Origin of the sequence: Calothrix sp. PCC 6303 (assembly GCF_000317435.1) — a bacterium.
Classification (GTDB): domain Bacteria; phylum Cyanobacteriota; class Cyanobacteriia; order Cyanobacteriales; family Nostocaceae; genus PCC-6303.
Window position 1 is genome coordinate 6,700,454 of sequence record NC_019751.1, and the last position, 12,856, is coordinate 6,713,309.

The following is a 12,856-nucleotide window of genomic DNA, read 5'->3' on the forward strand; positions in this document are numbered from 1 at the left end:
ATAGTGCGATCGCGTCTTTGATATTTTCCTATGTTCTGGTTGCTAAAAGATATCTTTACGCTTTTGTAAATACAAGGTGACTCCCAAATATATCGCTATGTGGAGACATAAAATTTGCCAATTTAAGGTTAAATTTCCCCAAGTTGCATCATAAACTGCTGTGGGTTCAAATGGTCGAGCAATTGAACTTCCATCGGGTAATTTAGCTGCTTCTGGAACCATACCATTCACATTTACTAATGTTCCATAAGCCCCTATTGACCAGCGACTAAGCATAAACCAAGATATTTTACTGGCGATTCCTTCCATTTTAAATAACACCCCAGAAAAGATAATTTGGGGAATTAGCAATAGTGGTAAAGCGCTATTTGCTTGATTGCCATTTTTAACAATTGCTGACACCATTAAACCCAAATTCATACTGGCAAAAAGTGTTAAAAATGTTGTAATTACTAGTCCTAATTGCCAGGAAATTAAGTTTGATTCTGGAGATTTGAAAAACAATAAAATTATGAGAGAAATTAAGATAGTTTGGAGAAATGCTAACCCACCAAGAATTACTAATTTGGAGCCAAGATAAGCGAGTAAGCTTAAATTTACTAATCTTTCTCGAATATAAATTGCAGCTTCTTTAATAACTTCTTGGAGTGAAGTGGAAAGCCCTACCCAAAGTGATGCACAGGTAAATACAAATAGTACCCTTAATGCTAAAGGTGCTTGAGTTGGATCTAATGGTTCGGGAATCACAAAGGGAATTTTGTCTTTGAGGGCAACATTAATTAGACTAATACCAATTGGTGCAGTTAAAAGTGCCAATGCTAGGTTGATGCGATCGCGCTTTTGAATCTGGAAGTATCGCTGTGTTAAAATACTTAGCTGCTTGGCAAAAAAGGTACTTTTACCTTCTTGGTTGCCAACGTTGAATTGGGATGATTGATTGCCGATGCTTAAATGGTTGGTAACGTAGCGACGGTAATCGTTTGAGTGGACAAAGTTATTTGCTTGATCAACTACATTATCAGGTTTATCTAGTAAATTATAGATATCAGCAAAGTCTTCTTTGACACTAAAATAGGCTAAACAGTCATCTGGTGAGCCAAAATAACATAACCTACCACCAAGCCCTAAAAACACCACGCGATCGCATAACTTGATATTAGCGGTGGCATGGGTGACTAAAATAACTGTTCTTCCTTGGTTAGATAGTTTCCGCAATAGCTGCATCATCTTTTTATCTAAACCAGGATCTAAACCTGAAGTTGGTTCATCGAGGAAAAATAACTTCGGATCAGCTAACAACTCTACTCCAATACTCACCCGTTTTCTTTGTCCCCCACTCAATTCACTGATTAATGCACTCCGACGGTGGGACATTTCCACATCTTGGAGGGTTTTTTCTACCACCGAATTGATGTCAGTATCTGGGGGTAAGCGTAATTTTGCTGCGTAAGTTAATACCTCTGCTACCGTCAAATCACGGTGAATAATGTCATCTTGGGGAACATAACCAATTTGGGTTCTGTAGAGGTTAAAATTCTTCCGCAAATCTCCCCCATTCAAATAGACTACCCCCTCTGTTGGTTGTTCCAAGCCTAAAAGAGTCCGCATCAAGGTTGATTTTCCAGCACCACTTCCCCCCACCAAAGCTACAAATTGACCAGGTTCAATCCCAAATGAAATGTCATCTAGCCTGATTTTGCCATTTGTCTTCAGTAGTAACTTATTTGCATCCAGCCGGATTTGATTACCTTCATCGATAACCCGTAAATCGTCACCACGAACCACCAACGTGTGAGTACCAATTTGTACAGTTGCACCTTCCCGCAACACGGTAGAACCATTGATTTTCTGCCCGTTGACAAAAACCCCGTTTGTACTGTGATCTTGAAGTACGTAGCGTCCTTGGGCATCAGAATTAATTGTGGCATGACGGCGGGAAACTATGGAAGAGTCTAAACTCAGAGTTGCACCGCTATCTCTTCCTAGCGACACAGCACCATTTTTGAGGGAAATAGATTTTGGAGTATTGGTGTTAATCGATACTTGGTCTGCGGGGTTATAGTACTTTAACTCAATGAGGTTGTTGGGATTTTGACCGATTTTAATTTCGCTACCATTTCTCAGGAGAAACCCAATTTCTGGAGTAATCCGGGTATGGTTGGCATAAATTCCATTTGTACTGGGTTCTTTGCCATTACCATCATAAATCCGGTAATTATCACCCTCATAACGTAATATGGCTTGGCAACGTCCCATCACCTGCCAATCTTCAGGAACATTCAGATCAGCGATCGCGCGATCGCGTCCCATGATATGCTGCGGTTTACTCAGTTGAAACTGTAAAGTTTTTCCTTGGGAATTCAATTCAATGTAAATTTTTTCACCGGGATTAATTGTATTAGCCGCTGAGTTAAACATAATAGTTTTCGATATTTATTCTTGCAGTAGAGACTTATAGCGATTCTGAACATAACATTAAGTTTTGAATTCAAGCATATACAGTCATATATAGCCAAAAGAAACTATTCAGTTGAAATGTCAAAAAGTTCCTTAGTATTAAGGGTATATTGAAATGGCGTTACTGAAAACTGGATATTATACTTAAGCGTTTAACTAGTTACTTGTACTTATAAATGAGTATTTTAAAATACTAAAATTTTTTGGAAAGATACTAACACAACAGAACGCAACTTGCTGGTAAGCTTTCAAGCGTCTAATTTGTATATCTAAAGCGGGCAATACTTCGGCGTGAGCGCTACTTTACCTCCGGTACACTTCGTTCCGAGAGGCTTAGGAACCATCGAACGCTGCCCGCACCACAAAGATTATAATTTTTGATATTTATTTGATATTTATAGGATTTAGCTGCGTAGCAGCTTAACTAAATTAAACCTAATTTGAAGTTTTTCAAAATCGTTGCGGATTCGATAAATTGGGTTTCTCAAATCCGCAAGAAGTTTTTAAATTAAACAGTTGAGGATAGCCAGGAAGGAAGCAGTAACGATGTTAGAGTGGATGCCAACTCCATAGTTTATATTTGTCGAGGAATTAGTTGTGATTTCCAGGAAAGCTACTGCTTGGGAATTGCTACCGCTAACAGGCAAATTACAAACATCCTGTAAGCTTCGTTCTTCGTAATTAACTACCTGAATTTCTCGATTACAACTATCATTTAAGCCGTTTATAAAGGCATCAATTGGTCCGTTACCAACACCATGAATGGTAATTTCTTCCCCGTACATTTGTAATTGTGCCACTAATACCTGTTGATTAGTATCAGTTTCGTTGATTTGGTGAGAAATGTATCTCCATGATGTCCCGGTTTGGATATATTCACTCTCAAATAATTTCCACAAATCACTTGAAGAAATTTCTTTTCCATGTATTTCTACAAATTTTTGTACAACTCGACTAAATTGAATTTGCCAATTTCGCGGTAAAATCAAACCATAATCCCGTTCCAGCAAAAACGCTAATCCTCCTTTACCAGATTGGCTATTTACCCTCACAATCGACTCATAATTTGACCCCACATCAACAGGATCAAGTGGTAAATAGGGAATTTCCCAGATATCTCCTGGTTTTTGCACAGCAAAGCCTTTTTTAATGGCATCTTGATGAGAACCGGAGAATGCCGTAAATACCAAATCACCAGCGTAGGGATGTCGTGGATGGATAGGTAACTGGGTACAACTGGTGGCAATTTCTGCCACTTCAGCCAAATTGGAAAAATCTAAACCAGGGTGAATTCCTTGGGTGTACAAATTCAAAGCTAAAGTTACCAAATCAACATTTCCAGTTCTTTCTCCATTCCCAAACAAACAACCCTCTACCCTCTCTGCACCTGCCATTTGGGCAAGTTCGGCAGCAGCAACAGCACAACCTCTATCGTTGTGAGTGTGGACACAGAGAATTACGTGATCCCGCTGTTTGATATGACGATGCATCCACTCCACCTGATCTGCGAAAATATTGGGAGTTGCCATCTCCACAGTTGCTGGGAGATTAATAATCACCTTTTGTTGCGCTGTAGGTTGCCATACATCTATAATGCGATCGCATATCTCTTTGGCAAACTCCAATTCTGTACCCGTGAAGGTTTCTGGGGAATATTGAAATTGCCACTTGGTTTCCGGTTGGTTTGCGGCTAATTCGGTAATTAACTTCGCGGCATCAACTGCCAGTTTAATTGTATTTTCCCGGTCTAAACCAAAAACTACACGCCGAAATACAGGTGAAGTTGCATTATACAAATGAACAATTGCTTTTTTAACTCCCCGTAAAGCTTCAAATGTGCGACGAATTAACTCTTCCCTTGCAGGTGTTAATACTTGAATTTTCACATCATCGGGAATTAAATTATTTTCAATCAAATATCTAACAAAATCGAAATCAGTTTGTGAAGCGGATGGAAAAGCAACTTCGATCTCTTTAAATCCAATCTTAACCAATAAGCTAAACAGCTTTAATTTCTGCTGAATATTCATCGGTTCAATTAACGCTTGATTTCCATCCCTTAAATCGGTACTCAACCAAATTGGAGGATGTGTAATAGTAGTATTTATCCAGGTTCTATCAGTTAAGTTAACTGGATTAAATGAACGGTATTTAGTCGCAGGATGAGTCAACATATTCGTTTATACTTTCTTTTTTGATGATGGTAAATAGAAGACGTGGCGAAATATTGAAAAGAGTAAATCGGGTTGTCAAATTGCCACAAAGACCGCACATGACAACCCATAATTAGTCGTAGTAATACTTCAAATTTTAGGTTTAGATATAGTTGCATAAAATTCTCCAAGCTAGTTATAAGTAATAGCAATCAAAAAAATCACATACAGCAGATTTTAGGTAAATCAATCAACCCGTGGAGACGGGATGTATCGCGTCTTTCTTTATATCTCGCTGCTAAATTTTACCCTCTCAGTTTTTTAGTTTTTTCGAGTCAGTTCGTTAACTTAAAATATTGAATCTAAAAACAAGAAATTACATTAGGGTGAATAGATGAACGAGCCTAAAAAATTTTACTAACCTGCACTACGCACGATAGCACCCTATCTATGTATATAGGTTCTTTAGCTCTAGCACTACCAGAATTTGACAATTAAAGCCTTTAAACTCATATTTAATAGCGAAAATTATAAGCCAATCAAATATTTGTTCAACTCTAATTAATCACTATTCAATTGGAAAAAACTTAATTAACCCGCAAATTTACAAGCATAGTAGTTGTACCGAACCTAGTAATAGGCTGGAAACTACTTGTAGAGATAGCTGCTTAGTAAACATGACTTTAGTGATTAATAACATAGCTAATATACTAAACACAAAATTAGTTATTTTGTCAAGTAAATTTTTATATACAACTAAAAAGGTAGGGGGATAAATCCGACACTGCCTCAAAATTAACTATTCGACTCAAAATGCTTGGTAAGGACATAGCTTGCTTCTCTGCCTCAGAGTACGCTTAACGAACTTTGAGGGTTTAAGTCCCCTGCCTCTACAGTCAGTCCGTTTTGTGACGGGGATTTTACCCTGACACAAAACTTACTTGCGACTTGTTTTAATTAAACCCCTAACCTATGTCGTATTCTTTTAACGCTGCGCTACGCCTTTCTTGGATGCCCGAAAGGGCTATACAGCTGACCCTACGTAATTAGACAAAGTGGTAAAATTTTTGATACAACAGTTTTGTAACCTTTAACACATTAAATTGAGTCAAAACCCTATCATAATCAGCAGCGGGAAACATTCTTTTAACGAAGCCAAATTCTCACCAAGCATATTAAGCTTCAGTCCCTTGACTGTAGCAATTTGTCAATACCTTTTTAGAGGAGAAATCGACCATTTATAGAATAGAAGTAGTATTTGCTACATTGAATGATGGTATTAGTTGGAGCAAAATATTTAGTTGATGACTTAAAAATCTTTTTGATTCCTCAATAAATATGCTAGTTGATGTACTGATTAAATTCACTTTATGAGTTACAAACATCAGTAGGCATAAAAAAAACTATACAGAAAAAGATATTAAATACGTATAATCACTGAATATATTTTTGACTTAGGTGGTGATAACTTTAAAAAAAAAATCTCCAAAAATCGGCAACGAATGTTACAGTAGAGCGATTTACTTTGAGAAATTAACTTAGTTTGGCGGACAATAGAAACAAAATATTATCAATCCAGGATCTGTGGGGAAAAATGCATAATAGAAAATGTGAATTGAGGAGAGCGAATTTAATATACTAACGGAAACTAAATCTTTTAAATATCTTATACACCTCAGTCCGACTAAGCTAATCGAGTAAATTTAGAATGAGAGAAATAAGAATCAAGAATCATAAAAAAGATATTTTAATCATTGATGATACAGCAGATAATTTGCGAGTGTTATCATCAATTTTGATTAGGGAAGGATACACGGTTCGCAAAGCCTTGAACTGGCAAATGGCGATGACTGCTTGTCATGCAGTGGTACCTGACCTGATTTTATTGGATATCATGATGCCAGAAATAGACGGTTATCAGGTTTGTCAACGTCTCAAGGCTTGGAATTTAACTGCTGATATCCCGGTAATTTTCGTCAGTGCTTTAGATGATGTTTTCGATAAAGTAAGGGCATTTCAAGCTGGTGGGGTCGATTACATCACCAAGCCGTTTGAATTTGAAGAGGTATTGGTACGGGTACAAAATCATTTGGCTTTACGGGATGCCAAAATCGAAATTTTGAATCTCAATAGCCGATTAGAGCAACGAGTTCAAAGAAGAACCAAGGAGTTAGAAGATGCAATGCAAAAACTCCAGGCAGAGATAAATTCGCGGCAAGAATTACAGACTAAGCTATTAAATATTGTTTTACATGATTCTTTAACTGGTTTACCAAATCGAGTTTTATTTCTGCGGAAACTGGAATCTGCCCTTAATAGGACTAAGCAGGACGATAACTACCAATTTGCAGTCTTATTTCTAGATTGCGATCGCTTTAAAGTTGTAAACGACTCCCTGGGTCATTTTGTCGGTGATGAATTACTCATTGCCATTGCTCGTCGCATTCAAGCGACTTTAAGTCCTTTTGATACATTTGCTCGGTTTGGTGGTGACGAGTTTGCAGTTTTACTGGAAAATGTCACTGATTTAGGCATGGTTAAAGATTTAGCAGAGAAAATTATCCAAGAATTATCTTTACCTTTTAAGCTTTCACGCTATGAAGTTTTCATGGATGCTAGTATCGGCATTAATTGGGGCGATCGCAACTATGAAAAGCCAGAGTTTATCATGCGTGATGCTGATACAGCAATGTATCGCGCTAAAGCCTCAGGTCGCGCTCGATACCATATTTTTGACCCGGTGATGCACAGTCAAGCCATCAAATTATTAGAGTTAGAAAATGACTTGCGTCGCGCAGTGGAACGTCAAGAATTTATAATTTACTATCAACCACTAGTTTCACTACCAACAGGTAGAATTAGCGGATTTGAAGCCTTGATACGTTGGCAGCATCCGCAACATGGCTTAATTTTACCCACCGAATTTATTCCTGCTGCCGAAGAAATGGGTTTGATTTATCCACTGACAACTTGGCTGTTGAAATCTGTTTGTAAACAATTGCGTATATGGGAAAGCTGTCCAGTACGTAGTGAATCTCTAACAATTAGCATCAATCTTTCGGCTCGACTATTTTCCAATCCTAACTTTTTAAGCGAAGTAGATGCAGTTATTCACGAATCTCAAGTAAATCCTGCCAACATAGAATTAGAGATTACCGAAAGTGTAATTATGGAGAACAGTGAGGCAGTTAGAAACGTTCTTTATCAACTCAAACAGCGTGAGTTCCGATTAGTAATTGATGACTTTGGCACAGGTTATTCTTCACTTAGCTATTTACATAGTTTTCCTCTGAATGCAATCAAAATTGATAAATCTTTTGTCAGGAGAATGCAGGAAAACAAAGAAAATATGGGTTTAGTGCCAGCCATGATTGGTATTGCCCACTCCATGGGGATGAAAGCCATCGCCGAAGGAATTGAAACTCCTGAACAATTAATTCAGTTGCGAAGCTTAAACTGTGATTTAGGTCAAGGATATCTCTTCTCACCGGCAGTAGAAGCAACTCGTGTGATCGACTTATTGACCGCAAACCCGCAATGGTAAAATTTGCATATCAGTGTACAAAATTTGGCTTTGTTCCCTATCGGATCACCACCACGAATTGTTTTCAGTGGAATCAAATTTGATCTGATTTGTAACAAAGATTAAATATTTTCTTGATTAGACGCGACTATTTTCAGTCACTAGTAGCATAATAGAAATGTGGCTGATATGTTTAACCCCTTGCGCTCACTTGAGGAAGGTCATTGGTTCAAGCTCATTTGCGGAGCCAGTTTCCAACATCTACCTGCTGTTAAAAGTCTGACACTTGCCTACACTTTGGCAGGGGCAGATTGTATTGATGTAGCAGCAGACCCCGCTGCGATCGCATCCGCTCAGGAAGCCTTGAAAATAGCCGCAAACTTAGCCGACGCTGCCCATGCACGCGGCTTTAAACTCTATAAAAGTCCACCTTTTCTAATGGTCAGCCTTAATGATGGCGAAGACCCACACTTTCGGAAAGCAGAATTTAACATCAACCAATGTCCAACCAATTGCCACCGACCTTGTGAAAAAATTTGCCCAGCCCAAGCCATTGTTTTTCAACAAAAACAAGATGACTTCTCCGGTGTCACCTCAGAAAAGTGCTACGGTTGCGGACGTTGTATTCCCATTTGCCCCTATGGTATAATTTATGCTAGGTCATATGTATCAACGCCCGGAGCAATTGCACCATTGGTTTTGTCAGCTGGAGTCGATGCAGTAGAAATTCATACAAAAGTAGGTCGATTGACAGAATTTCGACGACTGTGGCAAGCAATATTGCCCCATGTTGAGCATCTAAAGTTGATAGCTATTAGTTGTCCTGGAGACGATAATGTAATTGAATATTTGTCATCTTTGTCAGACCTGATTCATCCACTTAAATGTGCATTGGTGTGGCAAACTGATGGTCGTCCCATGAGTGGTGATATTGGGGATGGTACAACCCTAGCAGCAGTAAAGTTAGGGCAAAAAGTTTTGGCGGCACAACTACCTGGATATGTGCAATTGGCAGGAGGTACAAATGATTACACTGTTGCTAAACTAAAATCAATGGGGATGTTGAAGAGTAAAGAATCTCAAGTGCTAAGTCCTAAGTATGAATTCACCACTAAGAACTTAACACCACAGACACATAACTCAAAAATATCCGGCATTGCCTATGGCAGTTATGCCAGGGTGTTACTGTCGTCAATTATCGAAAAATTAGAAGTAACGGAGGTAAACCAAGGTAGTGTAAAACCAACTGTTAGTCTAGAAGCAGACCCGGAATTACTTTGGCAAGCAGTAGAACTTGCCCAGTCTCTCACTTCCCAACTCAAATTACAGCAAACGTGCTAACTCCGCATATTTTTGGATAACTTGCTTGAACCAGTAAAACTGATTCGTCAAATATCCACCCACTATCTCTCCAAACGTCACCACAAAAAGCATGACGATGACAGACGATCTCCAGAAATTATTAGATGTTTTGCCCCAAGACCTGCGACAGGCTCTAGAAAATCATCCCCAACGAGATAGTTTAGTAGAAGTGGTCTTAGATTTAGGTCGTCGTCCAGAAGCCCGATTTCCTGGTAGCGCCGAATATTTAAGCGAACAACCCATCACCCAGCAACAAATTGACGAATGCGTCTCTAGGGTAGGAATCTTTGGTGGAGATAACCGTGCCGGGATTGAGCAAACCCTGCACAGAATTAGTGCTATTCGTAACCGTACAGGAAAGATTATCGGCTTAACCTGTCGCGTTGGTCGAGCGATTTTCGGTACCATTGGCATGATTCGGGATTTAGTGGAAACAGGTAAATCAATTCTCATGTTAGGTCGTCCTGGGGTGGGTAAAACCACAGCCTTACGGGAAATTGCCCGCGTCTTAGCTGATGAATTGAATAAGCGTGTGGTAATTATAGATACCTCCAACGAAATTGCTGGTGACGGTGATGTGCCACACCCAGCAATTGGTAAAGCCCGGAGAATGCAAGTATCCCGTCCAGAAGAACAACACCAAGTGATGATTGAGGCAGTGGAAAACCACATGCCAGAGGTAATCGTCATTGATGAAATTGGGACGGAACTAGAAGCCTTAGCAGCCCGGACAATTGCCGAGCGAGGTGTACAATTAGTGGGCACAGCACATGGAAATCAGATTGAAAATTTGATTAAAAACCCGACCCTCTCAGATTTAGTGGGTGGAATCCAAGCTGTAACATTGGGAGATGATGAAGCCAGACGGCGAGGTAGCCAAAAGACAGTTTTGGAACGCAAGGCACTACCAACCTTTGAAATTGCTGTAGAGATGCATGAAAGACAACGGTGGGTTGTCCACGAAAGCGTCGCGGATACAGTAGATATGTTGTTGCGGGGTCGTCAACCCAGTCCCCAAACCCGGACAGTGGATGAGAATGGGAAAGTTGCGATTGCCCGTCATCTCACCGCTGTAAACGGTGGTAACGCAGGTAGTGGCAGTATGGTCAGCATGACAAATGTAGAAGAAGCATTTGCCCCTCCACGTCCCAGTAACGGCTGGCGAACATCAGGAAAAATGGTGCCACTACAGCCAGTGGGCGCTAGACTCAATGGTCATGGAAATGGAACTTCAGGACGTAGTGAATTTGACCGCCTACTAGATGAATCATGGGGTTTGGATGATTTTGAACTGGAACTCAACCCTCGTCAAGCAGGACCAAATGGTGAAGATTTACCGTTACATGTGTATCCCTATGGGGTGAGTCGTAGCCAACTCGAACAGGTGATTAGTGTCCTGAATTTGCCCATAGCTTTAACCAAAGAACTAGATAATGCCGACTCTATTTTAGCATTGCGATCGCATGTTAAAAATCACGCCAAACTACGGCAACTTGCAAAGTCACGTCATCTGCCTTTGCACATGATCAAATCCAGCACCATTCCCCAAATCACCCGTGGTTTGCGACGAATGTTAAATATGGATGACCCGGAATTTGGCGATGAGCGTGAACTACAACTAATGCTACATAATGGCACCGATGATGAAGTTGATGCCCTAGAAGAGGCAAGACTAGCTGTAGAGCAAATTGTCATCCCCAAAGGACAACCAGTGGAATTACTACCTCGTTCTGCCCAAGTGCGAAAAATGCAACACGAGTTAGTGGAACATTACCGCCTCAAATCTGACAGCTTTGGTGAAGAACCTAACCGTCGCTTAAGGATTTATCCGGCATAATTTCTTTCATTTAATCCACAGGTTTATAGAGCCCCGACTTTTAAATAAGTCGGGGATCTTAATAGCATCTTCTGCGACTTTGAGAATCAAACTTTATACTAGAGGAAGTCACAAATTACTTTCAATAGGAGACCAAAGCAATGGCTCCCAATCCTGCCATTATGCAAGCAGTGGAAAAGCTGGGATATCGCGTCACTATTGGTGATGTGGCAACCCAAGCGGGGTTAAATGTCGAACTAGCAAGTCAGGGTTTATTGGCTTTAGCTGCGGATGCTGGGGGAAATATGCAGGTATCCAACTCTGGTGATGTTGTTTACCTTTTTCCTAAGAATTTCCGCGATGTTTTACGGAACAAATACTTTCAAATCAAGCTACAGGAATGGTGGCAGAAAATTTGGGGTGTTTTATTTTACTTAATTAGGTTATCGTTTGGCATATTTCTCATCGCATCAATGGTTCTGATTTCCATCACCTTGATTGCCATCAGTATCGCTGCAACCTTTAGTAACGATAATGATAATGGTGGTTCTGGAGGTGGAGGAAACTGGGGCAATTTCTTCTTTTTTCCCGATTTTTGGTGGTACACCAGCCCAAATTATGGAAATGACTACGAAAAACGTCAGCGGGAGAAAAAAGAACTCAATTTTTTTGAAGCTGTTTTCTCATTCTTATTCGGGGATGGAAATCCTAACGCTAGGTTAGAGGAAAAACGCTGGAAACAAATTGGTGCTGTAATTCGCAGCAATCGCGGTGCTGTGATAGCTGAACAAATTTCCCCATATTTAGATAATATCGGTGAGACTTATCAGCAAGAATATGAAGATTATATGCTGCCTGTACTAATTCGATTTGATGGTAAACCGGAAGTTAGTCCCGAAGGACAGTTAGTTTATTATTTTCCCAAGTTACAAGTGGGTGCTGTAAAAAGACAACAGCAAAGATTTTCGACATTTTTAGAAGAAATTCCCTTCAAATTTAGTAATGCAACTTCTGGTCAACTGTTTCTCAGTGCAGGCTTAGGTATACTCAACCTAGGTGGTGCTTTGGTGTTGGGTAGTTTGCTTAAAGGTGGTGCTTTGGCAGCGCAATTAGGTGGATTGGTGGCATTTGTCCAGAGTATTTACTGGGTATTATTATTTTATGGTGTTGGCTTTATCAGTGTGCCTTTGATGCGGTATTTTTGGATCAAGTGGCGTAATACTAAGATAGCGAAACGAAACCGCGATCGCATCTCCCGTGCAAAGCTATTAGCTACTGCAAATCCAGATTTAGAAGCCAAAATTGCCTACGCTAGCCAATTCGCATCAGAAACTATCATCACTAGAAAAGATTTAGCATATTCCACTGAAACTGACTTACTAGATCAAGAATTTAAGAGCTTAGAACCAGGAGATGACGATTTTGATAATAATGAAGAGAATAACTTAGATAATTACAGCAGATTTTAGATTAATAAGTTACCCAAATAAAATCTCAGACACTGTAGAAGTAAGATATTATACCTGGACGTAGTTCGACTGCAAC

General features: G+C 39.7%; 6 protein-coding genes. 4 read left to right on the forward strand and 2 right to left on the reverse strand.

The window, feature by feature from the left end:
* Positions 1–42 precede the first annotated feature (42 nt).
* Together CAL6303_RS27230 and leuA are read right to left on the reverse strand one after the other, a co-directional pair.
* Entirely contained in the window at positions 43–2,418 is a 2,376-nt protein-coding gene (locus CAL6303_RS27230; RefSeq protein WP_015201060.1) for an ATP-binding cassette domain-containing protein, read from the reverse strand.
* 542 nt (positions 2,419–2,960) lie between these two features.
* Positions 2,961–4,631, reverse strand: coding sequence for a 2-isopropylmalate synthase (gene leuA, locus CAL6303_RS27235; RefSeq protein WP_015201061.1), 1,671 nt, complete (start codon positions 4,629–4,631; stop codon positions 2,961–2,963).
* 1,687 nt (positions 4,632–6,318) lie between these two features.
* On the opposite strand from leuA, the gene CAL6303_RS27240 reads away from it, so the two are divergent.
* The 4 genes from CAL6303_RS27240 to CAL6303_RS27255 all read left to right on the forward strand — a co-directional run bounded on the left by CAL6303_RS27240 (position 6,319) and on the right by CAL6303_RS27255 (position 12,780).
* The gene (locus tag CAL6303_RS27240; RefSeq protein WP_015201062.1) at positions 6,319–8,154 is read left to right on the forward strand and encodes a GGDEF domain-containing response regulator; all 1,836 of its coding nucleotides are present in this window, start codon (positions 6,319–6,321) and stop codon (positions 8,152–8,154) included.
* Positions 8,155–8,322: 168 nt separating this feature from the next.
* Entirely contained in the window at positions 8,323–9,474 is a 1,152-nt protein-coding gene (gene ldpA / locus CAL6303_RS27245; protein WP_015201063.1) for a circadian clock protein LdpA, read from the forward strand.
* 91 nt (positions 9,475–9,565) lie between these two features.
* Entirely contained in the window at positions 9,566–11,332 is a 1,767-nt protein-coding gene (locus CAL6303_RS27250) for a R3H domain-containing nucleic acid-binding protein (RefSeq protein ID WP_015201064.1), read from the forward strand.
* A 140-nt stretch (positions 11,333–11,472) separates the two neighbouring features.
* Entirely contained in the window at positions 11,473–12,780 is a 1,308-nt protein-coding gene (locus CAL6303_RS27255; RefSeq protein ID WP_015201065.1) for a hypothetical protein, read from the forward strand.
* Positions 12,781–12,856 lie beyond the last annotated feature (76 nt).